The sequence below is a fragment of the Amycolatopsis nivea genome, assembly GCF_004522235.1.
Classification (GTDB): Bacteria; Actinomycetota; Actinomycetes; order Mycobacteriales; family Pseudonocardiaceae; genus Amycolatopsis; species Amycolatopsis nivea.
On record NZ_SDLT01000016.1, the window covers coordinates 168,539 to 186,773 of the forward strand.

General features: G+C 69.6%; 16 protein-coding genes. 7 read left to right on the top strand and 9 right to left on the bottom strand.

Annotation, left to right across the window (positions count from 1 at the left end; genetic code table 11):
- The first annotated feature begins 4 nt into the window (after window positions 1-4).
- Window positions 5-883 carry a LysR family transcriptional regulator gene (locus tag EIZ44_RS20715; protein WP_101433999.1) on the top strand — a complete coding sequence of 293 codons (879 nt, stop codon included), beginning with the start codon at window positions 5-7 and terminating at the stop codon, window positions 881-883.
- On the opposite strand, the gene EIZ44_RS20720 is transcribed toward EIZ44_RS20715, so the two are convergent.
- On the bottom strand, window positions 880-2,346 hold the full coding sequence (locus EIZ44_RS20720) for a peptide ABC transporter substrate-binding protein (RefSeq protein ID WP_134730551.1): 1,467 nt from the start codon (window positions 2,344-2,346) through the stop codon (window positions 880-882). The two genes, EIZ44_RS20715 and EIZ44_RS20720, sit on opposite strands and share 4 nt — an antisense overlap.
- Window positions 2,347-2,447: 101 nt before the next feature.
- On the opposite strand from EIZ44_RS20720, the gene EIZ44_RS20725 reads away from it, so the two are divergent.
- Entirely contained in the window at window positions 2,448-3,779 is a 1,332-nt protein-coding gene (locus tag EIZ44_RS20725) for an LVIVD repeat-containing protein (RefSeq protein ID WP_134730553.1), read from the top strand.
- Between the two features lie 177 nt (window positions 3,780-3,956).
- Here the strand turns inward: EIZ44_RS20725 and EIZ44_RS20730 are convergent, their stop codons facing one another.
- Window positions 3,957-4,361: a hypothetical protein gene (locus EIZ44_RS20730; RefSeq protein WP_134730555.1), complete on the bottom strand. Its 405-nt coding sequence runs from the start codon at window positions 4,359-4,361 to the stop codon at window positions 3,957-3,959.
- Between the two features lie 2 nt (window positions 4,362-4,363).
- On the bottom strand, window positions 4,364-5,290 hold the full coding sequence (locus EIZ44_RS20735; protein ID WP_134730557.1) for a TetR/AcrR family transcriptional regulator C-terminal domain-containing protein: 927 nt from the start codon (window positions 5,288-5,290) through the stop codon (window positions 4,364-4,366).
- 117 nt (window positions 5,291-5,407) lie between these two features.
- Here EIZ44_RS20735 and EIZ44_RS20740 point away from each other — a divergent pair, with 117 nt between their 5' ends.
- From EIZ44_RS20740 to EIZ44_RS20750, 3 genes are all read left to right on the top strand, one after another.
- Complete coding sequence (locus EIZ44_RS20740) at window positions 5,408-6,469, top strand: FAD-dependent oxidoreductase (protein ID WP_134730559.1); 1,062 nt, start codon at window positions 5,408-5,410, stop codon at window positions 6,467-6,469.
- Window positions 6,470-6,569: 100 nt separating this feature from the next.
- Window positions 6,570-7,532 (top strand): alpha/beta hydrolase fold domain-containing protein, encoded by a 963-nt coding sequence (locus EIZ44_RS20745; protein ID WP_134730561.1) that lies wholly within the window; start codon window positions 6,570-6,572, stop codon window positions 7,530-7,532.
- 23 nt (window positions 7,533-7,555) lie between these two features.
- Window positions 7,556-8,521, top strand: a complete 966-nt coding sequence (locus EIZ44_RS20750) for a helix-turn-helix domain-containing protein (protein ID WP_134730563.1) — start codon at window positions 7,556-7,558, stop codon at window positions 8,519-8,521.
- Here EIZ44_RS20750 and EIZ44_RS20755 read toward each other — a convergent pair whose 3' ends face one another.
- A complete protein-coding gene (locus tag EIZ44_RS20755) occupies window positions 8,522-11,119 on the bottom strand; it encodes a bifunctional FO biosynthesis protein CofGH (RefSeq protein WP_167754219.1) in 2,598 nt (865 codons plus the stop codon).
- 135 nt (window positions 11,120-11,254) lie between these two features.
- Here EIZ44_RS20755 and EIZ44_RS20760 point away from each other — a divergent pair, with 135 nt between their 5' ends.
- Window positions 11,255-12,853, top strand: a complete 1,599-nt coding sequence (locus EIZ44_RS20760; protein ID WP_439098611.1) for an IS1634 family transposase — start codon at window positions 11,255-11,257, stop codon at window positions 12,851-12,853.
- A gap of 265 nt (window positions 12,854-13,118) precedes the next feature.
- On the opposite strand, the gene EIZ44_RS20765 is transcribed toward EIZ44_RS20760, so the two are convergent.
- From EIZ44_RS20765 to EIZ44_RS20785, 5 genes are all read right to left on the bottom strand, one after another.
- Complete coding sequence (locus tag EIZ44_RS20765) at window positions 13,119-13,871, bottom strand: SDR family oxidoreductase (protein ID WP_134730569.1); 753 nt, start codon at window positions 13,869-13,871, stop codon at window positions 13,119-13,121.
- Window positions 13,872-13,879: 8 nt separating this feature from the next.
- Window positions 13,880-14,695 (bottom strand): alpha/beta fold hydrolase, encoded by an 816-nt coding sequence (locus EIZ44_RS20770; protein WP_134730571.1) that lies wholly within the window; start codon window positions 14,693-14,695, stop codon window positions 13,880-13,882.
- A gap of 67 nt (window positions 14,696-14,762) precedes the next feature.
- Complete coding sequence (locus EIZ44_RS20775) at window positions 14,763-15,881, bottom strand: epoxide hydrolase family protein (RefSeq protein WP_134730573.1); 1,119 nt, start codon at window positions 15,879-15,881, stop codon at window positions 14,763-14,765.
- Window positions 15,874-17,091 carry an RNA polymerase sigma factor gene (locus EIZ44_RS20780; RefSeq protein WP_134730575.1) on the bottom strand — a complete coding sequence of 406 codons (1,218 nt, stop codon included), beginning with the start codon at window positions 17,089-17,091 and terminating at the stop codon, window positions 15,874-15,876. The genes EIZ44_RS20775 and EIZ44_RS20780 overlap by 8 nt, the downstream gene beginning before the upstream one ends.
- A 31-nt stretch (window positions 17,092-17,122) precedes the next feature.
- Window positions 17,123-17,515, bottom strand: a complete 393-nt coding sequence (locus EIZ44_RS20785) for a YciI family protein (protein WP_134730577.1) — start codon at window positions 17,513-17,515, stop codon at window positions 17,123-17,125.
- 28 nt (window positions 17,516-17,543) lie between these two features.
- Here EIZ44_RS20785 and EIZ44_RS20790 point away from each other — a divergent pair, with 28 nt between their 5' ends.
- On the top strand, window positions 17,544-17,807 hold the full coding sequence (locus EIZ44_RS20790) for a hypothetical protein (protein WP_134730579.1): 264 nt from the start codon (window positions 17,544-17,546) through the stop codon (window positions 17,805-17,807).
- Window positions 17,808-18,235: the final 428 nt, after the last annotated feature.

The following is an 18,235-nucleotide window of genomic DNA, read 5'->3' on the forward strand; positions in this document are numbered from 1 at the left end:
GCTTATGACAAGCCTTCGGCAGCTCGAGTACCTGGTCACGGTGGTCGACACCGGTTCATTCACCCGGGCCGCCGAGCAGTTGCACGTGACGCAGCCCGCGCTGTCGCACCAGATGCGGGCGCTGGAGCACAGCGTCGGCGGGCCGTTGCTGGAACGGTTGCCGCGTTCGGTCCGGCTCACGCCGATGGGGCGCGCGATGCTGCCGCATGCCCGCGCCGCGCTCGCCGATGCCGAACGTGCCCGGTGCGCCGCGCGACAGGCTTCCGGCCAGGTAGCCGGAGAACTGCTGGTCGCCACGGTCTACTCGGTGAGCCTCGGGGTGCTGCCGCCTGCGCTGCGCGTGTGGCGGCGCGAACGGCCGGACGTCGACGTGCGGCTTTTCGAGTACCGCCACGCCGACGAACTGCGCGACGCGATGCTGGCCGGAGAAGCGGATCTCGCGATCGGCCCGCGTCCGGCCGGGTGGACGGGCCCGGTGCGGACGCTGGGCACCGAAGAGTTCGTCGTCGTGCTCCCGGCCGACGGCGCCACGGAGTCCACTTCGGACGGTACGGTCGACCTGGCGGAGCTTGCCGACTGCGCGTGGGTGCACTACGCGCCTGGCCACGGCTTAGCCGAACTTCTCGACGCCGCTTGCGCAGAAGCCGGGTTCCGGCCGCGACCCGCGGTGCGCACGGAACAGACCGCCGCCGCACCGTTGCTCGCGGCGGCCGGATTGGGGCCCGCGCTGGTTCCGGCGAACGTGCTCCCCGCCGAGTTCAGCGGCCGGGTTTTGCGCCCAGGCAAACCGATTCGGCGAGAGCTGGTCGCTTACGGCCGCAGCGAACCGGATCCGTTGACGGCGGCGTTCGGCGAAGTGCTGGCGCAACACGCGCGGGTTTAGTCGCGCAGCCGCGTCAGGTCGATTCCGGCGAACGGCGTCGTCACCGCGTCGTGGACCCGGGCGGACCAGACGGCGTGGCCGTGCGCGGTCCACAGTGGAATCGCCGGAAGATCGCGCAGCGCTTGGTTTTCGGCGACCCGGAACAGCTGCGCGGCTTCTTCCGGTGACGCGGTGGTTTCGGCGGAATTGAGATCGGCGGCGAATCCGGCATCGGTGTAACCGGCGGCGTCCGCGAGCGTGTGGAGGAGGTCGGCCGGGCTCGGCGAGACCGCCTTGACCTCCAGCGCGGACGGACCGGTCGGCTTGCCTCCGGTGGCTTTTCGCTGTGCGGTAACCGAAATTCCCAGACTCTTCGACAGGCCCGCGGCCAACGCCTGCGGCCAGGTGCCGTCGAAGCTGTCGTAGTACACGGCCGCGTCGCCGGTGAATCCGGCTTGGTCCAGCAGGGATTTGGCGGCCGGACCGTCGAAAGTGCACGGACGGCAGTTCCCGGACCGCTCGCCGGGCGCGACTGCCGGCGGCAGCAGTCCCTTGGCCGGGTCCGCCTGGTGCGCGAGCGGACCGGATTCCAGTGCGGCGCGGTCGGTGCCGAGCGCGAAGGCATGCCGCACCGCGGGATCGGCGAATCGCGTTGCTTCGGCGGAAAACACCAGGTATCCGGCGCGGGGGAGCGCCCACATCGCGTGCCGGTCGGCGAAATCGGCGTGCATCGCTTCGTGCCGGTCGCCCGGGACGGACGTGGCGACGTCGAGTTTGCCCTCCTTGACCTCGTCGTACTGCTCCGCCGGATTGCCGACGCGCAGCTCGATTTCCTTGGCCCGGACCGGATCCGCGGCGACCCGGACGAGCTTGCCGCCGGAACCGGACTGCCAGTCGCCCTCCAGCCGCAGGGGACCGTTGCCGATCGGATGGCGGGCGAATCCGTTCCAGTCGCGCGATTTCAGCACCGACTCGGGCAGCGGCACGAGCCCGGGCGCGGACAACCAGGCGGGCACCTGATTCGACGGCCGGTCGAGCACGATCCGCAACTGCTTCGCGTCGACTGCGGTTATTTCCTTGGCCCGAAAGGACTTCGTGAGCACCGGTGTGCTGGCCCAGTGGTGATCCGCGATCGCCTTCCAGGTGTCCACATAGGACTGCGCGGTGACCGGCGTGCCGTCGTGGAATTTCCCGGGCCGCAACCGGACGGTCCAGGTCACCCGGTCGGTGCTGGTGATCGACTCGGCCGCGCGCGGGGTGACTTTTCCGCTGGCCGGATCGTAATCGGCGAGCGGAGTCCACAACGCGCCGGTGACGAGCCGCCCGGACGGATCGGTGACGTCGGCGGGCAGCAGCGTGCCGGGTTCGCCGAGGCCGACCGACAGGACGCCGGGCCGGGCGGGTTCGGCCGACGACGAACAGCCGGAGAGACCGGCCGCGACGACGGCGGCGAGCGTGAGCGGGACCAGCAGACGCGATCGCATGCTGTCTTATTACCAGGTGGAAAGCAACGAAAGGCGGTTGTGTCCGGTTAGGGACCGTCTTAAAGTACTTCAGTCACACTGGGGTCTCTTGGAGGTTTCGCGTGCGCCGTTGGTGGATTCGCTCCGGACTGGCGATCGCGACCGCGGCGGCGACGCTCGTCGCCACCGGATTGCCCGCCGCGGCTTGCGAGGACGACAAGCCGGTCACCGAAGCGAAGCACAGCCTCGGCGATCCGGGCGCGGTCAAGGGCGTGCGGCCGGTCGGCAGCGTGCCCGACGCGCAAGGGGCCATTTCGGCGAACTTCCTCAGCTACGGCAAACGCGACGTGATGGTCGTGTCCGGCCAGTTCGGCCTGAAGGTGTACGACCTCACGGAGAATCCGGCGAAGCCGCGCGCGATCGGCGAGCTGAGCCTGCCCGGGCTGTGGGAAACCGAGGACACCGAGGTCGACGCGAAACGCAAGCTCGTGTTCCTGTCCCGGGACCCGCGCGCGTTCAAGGGCAACACGCACACCGGCGAGTCCGGCATCTACGTGGTCGACGTGGCGCGTCCGGAGAAACCGGAGATCCTCAGCTACGTCAAGGTCCCGGCGGGCCACACCACCAGCTGCGTCGACGACTGCCGCTATCTCTGGACCGGCGGCCCGGCGAAGGCCGACGACCAGCCCGCGGACTGGGGCGGCAGGCCGATCTGGGTCACCGACGTGCGCAACCCGCGCGCCCCGAAGGTGCACCCGGACCCGATCGAACTCGCCCGCAACGACGGCAAAACCGACTACGTGCACGACGTGCAGGTCGACAAGATGGGCGTCGCGTGGGTGTCCGGCGCGGGCGGCGTGCGCGGCTACTGGACGTCCGGCCTCCATCGCGACCCGGTGCAGAACCGCTACCGCCTGGCGAGCGCGCTCAAGCCGGTGCCGTACGCGGGCGGCGGAGTGTCGGAAACCGCGGCGCCGTCGAAGTTCCTGCACAACAGCTTCCACCCGGTCGGCTCCCGCGACGACGGCGCCTGGCGCGGGCACGACCTCGTGTACGCCACCGAGGAAAGCTTCCTCCCCGGCTGCGCGGGCGACGGCGTCCTGACCATTTCCTCGCTGGACGGCTCGTACCAGGGCGAAGGCTGGCGGTCGACGCCGGAGAAGCCGTTCCGGATGCGCAGCATCGGCACCTGGAGCGTCGCCGGGCAGGAAGGCAGCGACCCGGTGTCCGACGACTGCTCGGCGCACTACTTCGACCTGCGCGGGCACGTGCTGGTGCAGTCGTTTTACGCGCAGGGCACGCGATTCCTCGACGTGAGCGACCCGTCGAACCCGACGCAGATCGCGTACTTCCGCCCGGCGGACGCGGCTTCGTGGGCGCCGTACTGGCACGACGGGTACGTGTACGTGGCGGACAACAAGCGGGGGATCGACATCCTGAAGCTCGGCGTGTAGCGGCGGGTCAGCCGCGCACCGCGGTCCAACTGGGCCTCGATGAGCGGCAGAAGGGGCTCCTGGAACCGCCTCGGTCGTGGGTCTACGGCAAGTCGGGGGTCTCGCGGGGCACGCTCGGTGCCTGGGCCTGGGACGTACCGCTCGGCCGCATCGGCGTTCATGCCCACGCTTGACCGCTCAGCGGCCCGCCAGTTCGCGGAGGAACTCGCGCGCGGAGAAGGTGACCGCGCGCTCGGCGTACTCGTTGTCCGCCTCGTCTTCCTCCGGTATGCCGAAGTCTCGCCAGGTGACGATGTCGCCTCGCCGCGACACTTTGGCGGCGATGGCGCAGCACTCGATGTCTTCGCATTCGGGGCAGACGTACAGCAGCGTCCGGCCATCCGGTGCGTCACCCGGCGCTTCGCCGAGCACGCGCGCCAAGCGCTGCGGGTCGTGCGGATGATCGGTTGCCAGCACCGAGATCAGATCCAGCTCGGCGTTGACCAAGCTGCGCACGCTGACGCCGTCGATCTCGAAGTCGAGATACCTGCGCTCGCGCTGATACTTCCGGCGCTCGCGGACGGTCGGGACTAGGCGGATCACGCTCACTGATTCTGCCGTCCGGAACCCGCCCCACCAACCGGATATCGGACAGCCAGCCCGTCCAGCAGCGCCTGCAGTCCGATCTCGAACAGGTGGTCCAGATCGAGGTCGTACCCCTCGGCAAGGTCCGCCACCATCCGCGCCAGCACCGGATACCGCCCGGACCCGGTCAGCGCCGCGTATCCCCGCGCCTGCGTCTCCATCCACTGGTCCTCGGTGATCCCGGTCGCCCCCATCGCGTGCCGCTCGCGTTCCAGATGGATCGCCGTGCCCTGGATGTGGTTGTAGAACAACACGTTCAGATCGCACAGGTCAGCCGCGTTCAGGCCGAAGACCGACAACGCGGCCAGCGCGCGTTCGTTGTGCGCTGCGAGGTTCGGCAGCGGCCAGGGCCGGGTGAGCGGGACGAGATGCGCCAGCCACGGATGCCGCCGGTGCACGGACCACAGCGTGCGCGCCGACAGCTCCAACTGCGCCCGCCACCCCTCCGGTTCCCGTGCCGGGTAACCGGTTTCACCGTAGACCGTGTCCGCCATCAGGAAGACCAGTTCGTCCTTTCCGGACAGATACCGGTACGGCGCCATCGCCGGAACACCCAGCCGCGCGGCGAGTCCGCGCATCGACAGCGCCGCGACGCCTTCCGCGTCGGCGATCGCGATTGCCGCGCGCACCAACCGATCCCGGGTCAGCACTGGCCGCTTCGCCTCGGTCTCAGCCTGCTGGCCAGCGACGACATAACCCGACCGCGGTTCAGCACGGAGCACTCCCTCGCGGCGCAACACGTCGAGCGCCTTGGCCGCGGTGGCGTTCGCGACGCCGTGCGTCGACGCCAGCTGACGCGTCGAGGGCACCTTCGCGCCCGGCGGCAGCTGCGAGATCTCGTCTCGCAGCGCGGCGGCGATGCGGAGGTACGGCGGTTCGGTCGGCATCGGGGTCCTGTCTGTACTAGGTCAGGGTGTCATCTGTACTAGGTCAGTTTTGGCGGCGGAAGCCAGGTCACGGCAGGTTCATCAGGGTAATGATGCACCGTACCGAGGGGTGAGGACATGCCTGAAGCACTGGTTTGCGGCGCGGGAGTCGCTGGTTGCGCGTCGGCCTACTGGCTGCGCCGCAGCGGCTACGACGTGACGGTCGTGGAGCGCGCCGAGGGGTTGCGCAGCGGAGGTCAGGCGATCGACATCCGCGGGGTCGCGCTGGAGGTCATCGACCGGATGGGCATCGGCGAGCAGGTCCGCGCCAAGCGCACGCGGATGCGCGGGATGTCGATGCTGGACGCGTCCGGCAACGAGGTGTTCCGTTCCGAGGAACGCACCTTCAGCAGCGGCCGGCTGGACAGCGCGGACATCGAGATCCTCCGCGACGACCTGGTCGAGCTGCTGCACGACGCCGCCGATGTCGAGTTCCGCTTCGGCGACGAGATCACCGCGCTCGACGCCGAGTCCGGCCGGGTCGAGTTCGCCAAGGCGCAGCCGCGCACGTTCGACCTGATCGTGGGTGCGGACGGCGCGCATTCGGCGGTCCGGCGGCTCGCGTTCGGGCCGGAGGACCAGTTCCGCCGCTACCTCGGCCAGTACCTGGCTGTTTTCCCGGCGGCCAACACGGTCGGCCTCGAGGACTGGCAGATCTGGTTCCAGGGCGAGGGCGTCGGCGGCGCGGTCTACCCGGTGCCGGGCAACGAGGAGATCCGGGTGACGCTCGGCTTCGCCGAACCGGAGTACCGCGCGATCCGGGACGTCGCGGAGCAGAAGAAGCTCATCGCGGACCGGCTGAGCGAGGTCGGCGGTCCGGTGCCCGAGCTGGTCAAAGCCATGGAAGATTCCGAGACCTTCTTCTTCGACGCCATGCTCCAGATCCACCTCGACCGCTGGACGACCGGCCGGGTCGCGCTGGTCGGCGATGCCGGGTACTGCGCGTCCGTGCTGTCCGGGCAGGGCACGAGCCTCGCCTTGGTCGGCGCGTACGTCCTGGCGGACTCCGCCGCCGACTACGAGACCCGGATGCGCCCGTTCGTCGAGCTGAACCAGGCGCTGGCCACGGAAAACACCGCCGGACCCGCGTCGGAGGAATCGGTCGAGCGGGCGAAGAACGCGATCAGCCTGGACCGCTGACCCGCCAGCTGGCGGGAGATTCCCGCCGCCCGGCTGGCCCGGTCCGGCTTCCGGGCGGCGAGGATGGGTCCCGCACCCCGATTCCTTGGAGGCTCCCGCGATGACCGCCTATCCGCCGCTCCCGTTCGACCCCGAGCTCGCCGCGGCGCTCGAAGTGCTGGCGGCCGAGCGGCCGCCGATCAAGACGCTCGAGTCGATCCCGGCGGTGCGCGCGGCCGCGGCGAAGCGGCAGATCTCGCTGGAGGAGATCACCACCGACGGCGCCCTCGAAGTGTCCGAAGTGGACGCCGAGGGTCCGCGCGGCCCGATCCCGCTGATCGTCGCGCGGCCGGCCGGGGCGGTCGACGTCCCGGTGCTGTACTGGCTGCACGGCGGCGGCATGATCATCGGCGGACACAAGGGCGGCGACCTGTACTTCCTCAAGGAGTACGCGACCGAACTGGGCCTCGGCTTCGTCTGCGTCGACTACCGGGTCGCGCCCGAACACCCGCATCCGGCGCCGGTCGAGGACTGCTACGCGGGCCTGGAATGGACGGTCAAGCACGCCGCCGAGTACGGCTTCGACTCCTCCCGCGTCGTGATCGGCGGCGCGAGCGCGGGCGGCGGCCTCGCGGCGGGAACGGCGCTGCTCGCCCGCGACCGCGGCGGACCGGACCTGATCGGCCAGCTGCTCGTGTACCCGATGCTCGACGACCGCAACGACTCGCCGTCGGCGATCCAGATGGCCGAGATGGGCAGCTGGGACCGCGCCGCGAACCACGTCGGCTGGACCGCGCTGCTCGGCGACGCTCGCGGCGGCCCGGACGTATCGCCCTACGCCGCGCCCGCGCGCGCCGAAGACCTGTCTGGCCTCCCGCCCGCGTTCCTCGACGTCGGGAGCACCGAGACCTTCCGCGACGAGGTCATCGCCTACGCGAACCGGCTGTGGCTGTCCGGGGTGCAGGCGGAGCTGCACGTCTGGCCCGGCGCTTTCCACGGCTTCGACGGCTCGGCTCCGCAGGCGGCGCTGTCGCAGCAGGCCCGCGCCGAGCGGACGCCGTGGCTGCGGAGGCTGCTCGGCTGAACCGGACGAGCGATGATGGACTGATGAGGGAGCTGGTCACGCATCTGAGCGCGCTCGATCCCGGCGCGGCCGAGACGGTCAAGGTCATCGCCTATTTCGACCGGCTGGTCGAGGGCCGCGCCGGGCTGGAGCCGATCGTGCGCGGGGCGGCGGTGCTGTCCGGCTGCCCCGCGCGGCTGGCCGACGACGAACGCCGGGTGCGCGTCCGCGTCGAACCGGATGGGCGCGTCGTGCCGTCGGACGGACCGCCCGATCCGGAGTGGCCCGCCGCTCCGGTGCGTCCGGACGGGCCGGTCGCGCTGTGGCTGGAACGGCCCGGTCCGGCGAGCCCGGTGGACGCGATGGTGCTGGAGCGCGCGTCGGCCGCGGCTCGGGCGGTGCTGGACCGCACCCGCGGCCGGGTCGTCGATCCGGCGTCCGTGGAAGTGGTGCTCGACGGGTCGGCGGACGAACGAACCCGGCTCCGCGCTGCACATCGGCTTGGGCTCGGCGCCACCGCGCGAGCTGTCGTGACCGACGCGGTCCCGCTGGTCGTCCCTCCACAGTGGACTCCGCCGGAGCGGGCCCGGGTCGGCCTTGGCACTGTCGTGGACCTGGCCGACCTGCCGGTGTCCGGCGAACAAGCCCGGACGGCTTTCCGGTTCACCGCTGCCGAAGACGACCCAGGACCGTCCGTTGTGGACTACGCCGAACTCGGCGGACTGGCCGTGCTCGCCGACGCGGTCGGACCTCGCACCAAACCGGTCGCGGACGTCGCCAGCCTGGAGAACGCCCGCGCGGCGGCCCCGTGGGTGTTGCCCACGCTGGTCGCCGTCGCGGGCGCTCCGAGTCTGCGCGGCGCCGCGAACACGCTGGTAGTGCACCATTCGACCCTGCAGGAGCGCCTGGCCCACGCCGAGCACCTGCTCGGCTGGCCAGTGCGCGATCCCGCCGGCCGGTTGCGGTTGCAGCTGGCTATCGCCCTGTGGCGGCTGCACCGCACCGGTTGATCACGGCGTGAGCAGCGGCAGCAACGGCTTCCGCACCGCCGTCGCGACCCCGTCCGACTCGGCAGCCGCGGCGATCCGCTCGTCCGTCGGCGTTCCGTAGGACGTGGTCCGCTGCCGCAGCGGACGCCCGAGCGGCTCGACCATCGCGCGCATGTCGCTGATCGTCTTGTACGACCCGTTCGCCGCGCCCGCCATCCGGCTGATCGTCTCCTCCATCAGCGTGCCGCCGATGTCGTTGACGCCGCCCTGCAGCACCGCCCGGCTGCCTTCCTCGCCGAGCTTCACCCAGGAACTCTGGATGTTGTCGAACGTGCCGTGCAGCAGCAGCCGCGACAGCGCGTGCACCGCCCGGTTCTCGCGCAGCGTCGTGCCCGCGCGGGCGAGCCCGGCCAGGTAGATCGGCGAGCTCTGGTGGATGAACGGCAGCAGCACGAACTCGCTGAACCCGCGCCACCCGTTGCGTTCCACGCCCTCGCGCTGCAGTTTGGCCAGCAGTTTCAGGTGCCCGACCCAGTGGCTCGGGTTGTCCACGTGGCCGTACATCATCGTCGCCGTGGTCGGCAGCCCGATGTCGTGCGCGGTGGTGACCACCTCGATCCACGCGTCCGTCGGCAGCTTGCCCTTGGTGAGCACCCACCGGACGTCGTCGTCGAGAATTTCCGCCGCGGTGCCCGGCAGCGAGTCCACCCCGGCCTCCTTCGCCCGGATCAGGAAGTCGCGAATGGACAGATTCGTCCGCGACGCGCCGTTCACGACCTCCATCGGACTGAACGAGTGCAGGTGGATGTCCGGCTGCCGCCGCTTCACCTCGGCCGCGAGGTCGAAGTACGCGGTGCCCGGCAGATCCGGGTGGATGCCGCCCTGCATGCAGATCTCGGTCGCGCCCGCAGCCCACGCCTCGTCCACCCGGTCGCCGACCTGCTCCAGCGACAGCGTGTACGCGTCCGCGTCGGTCTTCCGCTGCGCGAAGGCACAGAACCGGCAACCGGTGTAGCAGACGTTGGTGAAGTTGATGTTCCGCGTGACGACGAACGTGATGTCGTCCCCGACCACCTCGCGCCGCAGGTCGTCGGCCAGTTTCGTGAGCGCGTCCAGCTCCGGTCCGTCCGCGTGCAGCAAGGCGAGCGCGGCGTCGTCGGACAGCCCGGCAGGGTCCTTTTCCGCGCTGCGCAACGCATCCCGGATGTCGGTGTCGAATCGCTGCGGTCCGGTCTTGATCTTCCGGCCGATCTCTTTCCAGTCGCCGTAGACCGAATCGAAGTCGCCTCGCCGGTCCTCGGTGCGGCCGGTGGTGTCGATCTCGGTGTGCAGATCGGTGCGGCCGGACTCCTGCCAGCCGCCGTCCGGCTCCTGCCACGGGATCCCGACCGGCATCGCGCCGTCGCGGGCCAGCCCGGTCTCCCCATCGACCAGCGCCGCGACGTGCCGCGTGACGCGCGGGTCCAGCCACGGCTGGCCGCGCTTCACGTACTCCGGGTAGATGGTCAGCCGCTCGCGCAGCTCGAAACCGGCCTTCTCGGTCTGCCGTGCCAGCAGGTCGATCTGCGGCCACGCGCGTTCCGGGTTCACGTGGTCCGGCGTGAGCGGCGAAACGCCGCCCCAGTCGTCGATGCCCGCGCGGATCATCAGGTCGTACTGGTCGCCGATGAGGTTCGGCGGTGCCTGGATGCGCATCCGCGGGCCCAGCACCAGCCGGGCCACGGCGATGTTCGCGGCCAGTTCTTCGAGGTCGGCGTCCGGGGTCGCGCGCATCTTCGTGTCCGGCTTGGCCCGGAAGTTCTGCACGATGACTTCCTGGATGCCGCCGTACTCGCGGGCGGTCTTGCGGATCGCGAACAGCGCGTCGGCACGCTCCTCGTGCGTCTCGCCGATCCCGATCAGCACGCCGGTGGTGAACGGCACCGAGCTGCGCCCGGCGTCCTCCAGCACGCGCAACCGGACCTCGGGATCCTTGTCCGGCGAACCGTAGTGCGGCCCGCCCTTCTCGCTCCACAGCCGGCGCGCGGTGGTCTCCAGCATCATGCCCATCGACGGCGCGACCGGCTTGAGCCGCTGGAAGTCCTGCCAGGACATGACACCCGGGTTGAGGTGTGGCAGCAGGCCGGTCTCTTCGAGCACCCGGATCGCCATCGCGCGGACGTAGGACAGCGTGTCGTCGTAGCCGTGCGCGTCCAGCCATTCGCGCGCGGCTTTCCAGCGGTCCTCCGGCCGGTCGCCGAGGGTGAACAGGGCTTCCTTGCAGCCCATCTCGGCGCCCTTGCGGGCGATGTCGAGGACCTCGTCCGGCGACAGGAACGGCGATTCGAGCCTGCCGGGGACGGTGACGAAGGTGCAGTAGCCGCACCGGTCCCGGCACAGCCGGGTCAGCGGGATGAACACCTTGCGGCTGTAGGTGATGATCCCGGCGCGACCGGCTTCTTCGAGGCCCGCGTCGCGGATGCGGGAGGCGTGGTCGGACAAAGTCTTGAGGTCGTCGCCGCGGGCGTGCAGCAGCACGGCCGCCTCGGCGACGTCGAGCGTCTTCCCGTCTCGCGCCCGGGCGAGCGCACGGCGCATGGCCGACGGGGTGGGCGTGGTCACGCCAGCTTCGGGCTCCATTCCCGCCACGCTAGGACCCGGCCGCCGCGACCAGCCAGCTCTTAGCCCGCCACCCGCCGCGCGACCGGCCCGAGGTGATCATTAGCGCAGGTTGCGGGCTTGTCGGTGACGGCTGGCGGCGGTATTACCTAAAGGGTGGCGTCAGTGATCGGGAAGCGCATCGGCGGGCGGACGTACTACTACCTCGCCGAGTCCGCGCGCGTCGACGGCAAGCCGCGCGTGGTCGGCCAGCGGTACCTCGGGACAGCCGAGGACATCGCGGCGGCGGTGGCGGGCGGCGATCCCGAGGCGGCTGGCGCGCGCCATCGGTCGTTCGGGGACGTTTCCGCCGTGTGGGGGACGCTGCAGCGGCTCGACCTCGTCCGGCGCGTTGATTCCGTGGCTGGGCCGCAGCGTGCTCGGCCGACACTCGGTCTCCATGTCGCGCTTGCCGTGCTGCACCGGGCGACCGCGCCGGAGACGGAGTTCGAGGAGTGGTGGACCGGCTGTCTCGCGCAGGATCTGGTTCGGCCCCGGCCGCCTAAGGGTTCGATTACGACGGCTGGGCATTGGCGGGCGTTGCAGCGGCTTACCCCGGAGCGGATCGCTGCGGTGGAAAGTGTGGTGGCGGAAGCGGTTCTGGATCTGTTGGGGGATGACGGGACAGAGGCGCTGGCGGTTGATGTGGCTCAGTTCGCCGCGTTCACCGCTGCGGATTGCACGTTGCCGTCGGCTTGTCAGGACGTGCTGGCCGGGCTCGGGTTGGTCGTCACGCGGGATGGGGCGATTCCGTTGGCGTCCCGGGTTTATCGGAGGGAGAACGCGCCGACTTTCGGTGCGCTGGCTGCCGAATTAGGGGAGCGGCATACGTTGGTTTTCCACTCCGGGCAGGCGGCGCAGCTCGATCTCGGCGCGCGGACCGGGTTTGTCGGGTCGCTTCCGTTGGCGGATCATCCGGAGTTGCTTGCGCGGCCCGCGTCCGTGCGACGGCGGGTGGATCCGGAGCGGTTTGCCGGGCTGACTGCTTTTGACACCGTGGCGACTGTGGACGGTGCCCGGCGACGGGTGATCCTTCTTCATTCCGCGACGCTCCACGCGGCGCAGTATCGGGCGTTCACCGGTGAATTGAGTACTACCGTGCGGGAGCTTGACGGGCTGGCTGCGGCGCTGGCGGCCGGGACGCATCGGGGGGACCGGACGCAGGTGCATGCGGAGATGTCGCGGATTATCCGTGGTCGGCGGGTGGAGCGGGTGCTGAATACTGCTCTTACTGGCAACCGTGCTGGGGAACTGCGGTTGGAACGGCGGGTTGACGAGGCTGCGGTCGCTCGGTTGGCGGAGGAGTTTTTCGGGAAGCAGATTTTGGTGACTGATCGGGATTGGCCGGTTGCTGAGGTTGTGACTGCTTATCGGGCTCGGAATTATCTCGACTCGACGTTTCGCTGGTTGACTGGGTCTGCGGTGGCTGGGCCTTCGCCTCGGTGGGAGTGGACTTCGCATCGGATCGCGGTGCATGCGTTGGTGTCTGTGCTCGCTGCGACGGTCACGCACCTGATGCGGCGGGAGGCGGATCGGGCTGGGATGAATCTTTCGGTGGCTGAGTTGCTGGATCAGTTGCGGGGGATCGGGGAGACCGTGTTGCGGCATCGGTCTACCGGGGGGAGGCCGCGGACTCGGCGGATTTTGTCTGATCGGACTTCTAGGCAGCAGGCGTTGTTTGAGTTGTTCGGGTTGGAGAGGTTTGCGCCTGCTTGAGGTTCGGCTCGTCGCCTGGCGGCGACATTGCCGTGGGGGTTGCGTGGGGCACCCCGAAGCTTGATTGTGCTGACGGTTCGGGGGTGCTTGTCAAGGCGGGAAAGATGCCTTGACAAGCACCCCCGAACCGCAGGGGAGCTTCGTATCGGGGTGCGGGGGTGGTGTGGGTGCCTCGCTCGTTGGGTGCACCGGGTGCGGTTTTAGGGCCGTGAGGGGAACCCTGGGGGAATCAGAGTCAATGAGGGTGGCCCTCACGTGCGTTGGCTCAGTTTTCGCGGTCGATGTTCAGGGCGGAGAAGGTTTGCACGACCGGCATCAGTTCGATGACGTTGATGTTCACGTGTGCTGGCTGGGAGCTTGCCCAGAAAACTGACTCGGCGACGTCGTCCGCGGTCAGCGGGGTGGTGCCTGCGTAGACGTTGTTCGCCTTCGCCTGGTCGCCGCCGAAGCGGACGGTGGAGAATTCTGTGCCGCCTACCAGGCCCGGCTCCACATTCGTCACGCGGACGCCGGTGCCGCGCAGGTCGGAGCGCAGGTTGAGGCTGAACTGGTGCACGAACGCCTTCGTCGCGCCGTAGACGTTCGCGCCGGGGTAGGCGTAGCTGCCTGCGACCGAGCCGATGTTGATCACGTGTCCGGCGCCGCGTTCGACCATGCCGGGCAGTACTGCGCGGGTGAGGTGGACGAGACCGGTCACGTTGGTCTCGATCATCTGGTCCCAGTCTTCCAGCTTCGCCTCGTGCGCGGGTTCCAGACCCTTCGCGAGGCCGGCGTTGTTGACCAGGATGTCGATCTTCGCCCACTCCTCGGGCAGCTGCGCGACGACATCCGCGACGGCGGCCGGGTCGCGTACGTCCAGGACCAGCGGGAACACCGCGTCGCCCAGTTCGTCCGCCAGCGTCTTGAGCCGGTCGCCGCTGCGGGCCGCGGCGACGACCCGCGCGCCTTCCGCTGCGAACCGGCGCGTGATCGCTGCACCGAAGCCGGCGCTGGCGCCGGTCACCAATACGGTCTTCATGGAGTGCGTCACCGTTCTTCCGCGTGGTCCTCGTCCAGGAAGCGGCCGAACACGTCGTTGAACTCGGCCGCGCGCTCCAGGTTAGGCAGGTGCCCCGCGCCGTCGAGCACCACCAGCTCCGAGCCGGCCACGAGCCGGTGCAGCAGCTGCGCGTCGGCGACCGGAGTGAACTCGTCCTCGCTGCCCACCGCGACCAGCGTCGGCACGCTGACCTGCTTGAGCGAATCGCGGTAGTCGGGGCGCTTCGCCCGAGCCCGCAACGCGCCCGCCGCGCCTGTCGCTGGTGCGTGGCGCATCATCTTCCGGACGTGCCCGGTCACCTCGGGGTTCTCGCGGAAGGTGCCCGGCGACACCATCTTCGGCAACAGTTCGTCGGCGTACGCGGTCATGCCTTCCGCGAGCACCCGGTCCGCGGTCTGGTTGCGGGTCACCTTTCCTTCGTCGGTCTCGGGCTCGGCGAACGTGTCGGCGAGCAGCAGCGCGGCAATGCGCTCCGGGCAGTCCCGGACGGTCTGCATCACGATCTGCCCGCCCATCGACAGTCCGCCCAGCGCGAAGCGTTCGATGCCGAGGTGATCGGCCAGCCCGACGAGGTCCTCGGCGAAGTCTTCGAGCCCGCGAACCGCTGGACCGGTGCTTTCCCCGTATCCCCGCAGGTCAGGCACCACGACTCGGCGGCCGTTGCGGGCGAGGTGCTCGGCCTGCGGACCCCACATGGACCGGTCGAACGGGTGCCCGTGCACGAGAAGCACCGGGACCTCCGACCGCGGTCCGAGGTCGTCGTAGGCGATCCGGGTGCCGGAGGGGAGAAGGACTGTCTGCATGGTCCCGACGCTAATCGGGGCGATTTCTCCGTGCAATAAGGTGCAATGTAGTCGGAGCAATGTTTTTCTAGCGCAGCTTCGCGAAGAACTGCCGGACGTCGCCCGCCCACAGCTCCGGCACCTCCTGCGCCGCGTAATGCCCGCCGCGGCCGTACTCGTTCCACGACACGAGGTTCCGGCGATGTTCGGTGAACACGCGGATCGACGGCAGGTCGCCGGGAAACTGCGCGACCCCCAGCGGCACCGGATTGCGGCCTTCGGCGGGCGTCTCCCGGGCTTCCTCTGCGTAGATCCGGATCGCCGAACCCGCCGTGCCGGTCAGCCAGTGGATCGTGACGTGGGTGAGGATCCCGTCCGCGTCGAGGCCGTGGTCGTGCATCGCCTGCGCGTTCCAGCCGAGCAGGCCGACGGGGGAGTCGGACAACGCGTGCGCGAGCGTCTGCGGCTGCTGCGCCTGGACGACGCCGTAGGACGCTTCGTTCGCGAAGTAGTGGTGGAACGCGTCCCACGCGGCTTTGTCCTTGTCGGACAGGTCGGCAATCCACTGTGGATCGTCGTCCGGCGGCGGATCCCAGGTCTGCGTCACGTGCGCGCCGATCACATGTTCCGGCGCTACGCGACCGACCTCCGGCGCGATCCCCGAACCCCAGTCGTTGCCCGCGGTCCCGTAGCGCTCGTACCCGAGCCGGCGCATCAACTCCGCCCACGCCCGCGCGATCCGCCGCGGACCCCAGCCGGTGTCGGTCGTCGGTCCGGAAAACCCGAACCCCGGCAACGACGGCAGCACGACGTCGAACGCGATCGACGGATCAAGCCCGTGCGCGCGAGGATCGCTCAACGGCCCGACCGCGGCCAGATACTCCGCCGCCGAGCCCGGCCACCCGTGACTGAGGATCAACGGGATCGCGTCCGGCTCCGGCGAACGAGCGTGCAGGAAATGCACGTTGCTGCCGTCGATCGTGGTCGTGAACTGCGGATACTCGTTGAACTGCCGCTCCCAAGCCCGCCAGTCGTAGCGTTGTCGCCAGTGCTCGGCCAGCTCGCGCACCCGGCCGACGCTGACGCCGTACCCCTGATCACCGCCGACCGGCTCCGGCGCCCACCTTGTCCGGTCGAGCCGTTCTCGCAGGTCGACCAGGTCTGCCTCGGGGATCTCCAGCCGGTACGGCCGGATCTCGTCAATCATGCTCAGCTCCTTCGGAAAGCCGCCGGGCGCAGGCGTTGAGATACCGCACCTGGCGGATGTTGGTGGCGAGTTCGGCCGCGCGCAGGTACGCGCTCCGGGCCGCTTCGCGGTCGCCCGCCTTTTCCAGAAGATGTGCGCGCGCCGCATAGAACCGCCGGTCCCGGTGGTCCAGCGCGTCGAGCAGTCCAAGCCCGGCGGCGGGTCCGTCCGCCATCCCGACCGCGACGGCGTGGCTCACCTTCGCGACCGGACTCGCCGAAACCTTGAGCAGCAGCCGGTAAAGCCCGACGATCTGCCGCCAGTCGGTCTCCTCGGCGGTGGCTGCCTCGTCATGGACCGCCGCGATCGCCGCCTGCAGCTGATACGGCCCGACCGGCCCGCGCGGCAACGCCGCTGTCACCAGCTCCACCCCGCGCCGGATCGACTCGGTCTTCCATCGCGTCCGGTCCTGCTCATGCAGCGGAACCAGCTCGCCCTGCGCGGTCACCCGCGCCGGCGACCGCGCGTCCGTCAGCAACATCAACGCAAGCAACCCCTTGGCCTCGCTGTCGTCCGGCAGCAAGGCAGCCGTCATCTCGGCAAGCCGGATCGCCTCTCTTACGAGGTCGCCGCGGCGCAGATCCGGTCCCGACGTCGCCGAGTACCCCTCGGTGAAAATCAGGTACAAGACATGCAGGACGGCTTCGAGCCGCTCGCCGCGCGTTTCTTCCGGCGGCATCCGGAACGGCACGCCGCTGTCCTGGACGGTCCGCTTGGCCCGGGAGATCCGGCGGGTCATCGAGTCCTCGGACGTGAGGAACGCCCGCGCGATCTCCGCCGTCGTGAGCCCGCCGACGGCCCGCAAGGTGAGCGCGACCTGCGACGCCACCGAGAGCGACGGATGGCAGCAGAGCAGGAGCAGGATCAAGGTGTCGTCCCCGGCCTGCTCGCCGACATCCTCGCGCGCGGCGCGGCTCTCCCGCTCGCGTCTTGCCTGGTCAGCGCGGAGCAGATCGATCAGCTTCCGGCTCGCGACCTGCAGCAGCCAGCCGAAGGGCCGCTCGGGAATCCCCGTCTCCGGCCACCGCTGGGCGGCTGTGAGCAGGGCTTCCTGGACCGCGTCCTCGGCCGGGTCGAACCGCCCGTAGCGGCGGACCAGCGCGCCCAGCACCTGCGGCGCGAGGGTGCGCAGGGTGTCGTCGAGCGTGGCCGGGAGGGAGGGGTCGGTCATCTCTGCCGCCTCGGTCGCTTGGTTCCTGGGTTCAGAGTTCGCTGTCGCTTCCCATCACCGGCCGGACCACGACCCCGGCGTCGGCCAGCCGTCCCGGGGCTTTGAGCAGTCCCGCCGCGATGTCGGTCGCCCGGTCGATACTGGCGCAGTCGACCATCCAGTACCCGGCGATGACCTCCTCGGTCTCGCCGAACGGCCCGTCGGTGACGACCGGAGCCCCGTCCCTTAACTGGAGGCGGCGCGCCAGTACGGGAGCGGCGAGCCCCTGGGCCTCGACCAACTCTCCCGAATCGGCCAGAGCCCCGGTGAACCCGGCGAGGAACTCGTCGACCGCCGCCATTTCCGCCGGGGTCGCCCCGCCCTCCTTGCCGCTGAGGTGGTCGTAGTCCTGCTGGTTGCCGTACGCCAGGATCAGGTACTTCATCGGATGCTCCCTCTGTCTTCTGTCTCGCATGGCCGTCAGTCGGGGAAAGAACGAAGCCGCCTGCCCCGCACCGGACATCGTCTCGACGTTCTTCTGGGTGACCCGGGTCACTCGCTGGTTCGGCGCTCATGATGCCTCCGAACCGCCCGCCCTCGGTGTCGTCCGGCGCGGGCACGCCGATGTCCAGCGGCAATCGGCTCTCGCCGGCGCCTCGCTCGGCAAGCGGGTCTCGGCATTCACCGATAACGCGAGCCGCCCGTTCTTCCGCATTACGGCATCCGCGACCCGATAAGCCACCGGATTCGCCGCGCTCCGGTCCGCCGGATCGGGGCCGCGGCGCCCGCCGGATCGGCCGCAGCGGGCCTATTCGGCCGGTTGACCTGCGAAGATCGCATTAAGGGACCCCCCTGTTTAGGGCCGTTTTGAGCCGTGTAATCTTCTCTTCGTCGCCAGGGAAACCGGGCGGCCGCCGGGACACGAACCAAGCTCTCGCCTCTAGGGTGATTGAGTGGGTGTCCCACCAAAAACTGCTAGGAATGACCGCTTCGGTCAGGCTCGCCCTCACGGGGGTTGGGTTTGGTTCGGGGTGTGTTGCTTGAGAACTCAACAGTGTGCTAGTGAACTAAGCCAGTAGAGCTTATATATGAAACCCCCTCGTCGGGGTTTCCTTTGAGAATATTGATTGAGAAGTAGTCTCGATCGAACTGTTCATTGTTGGAG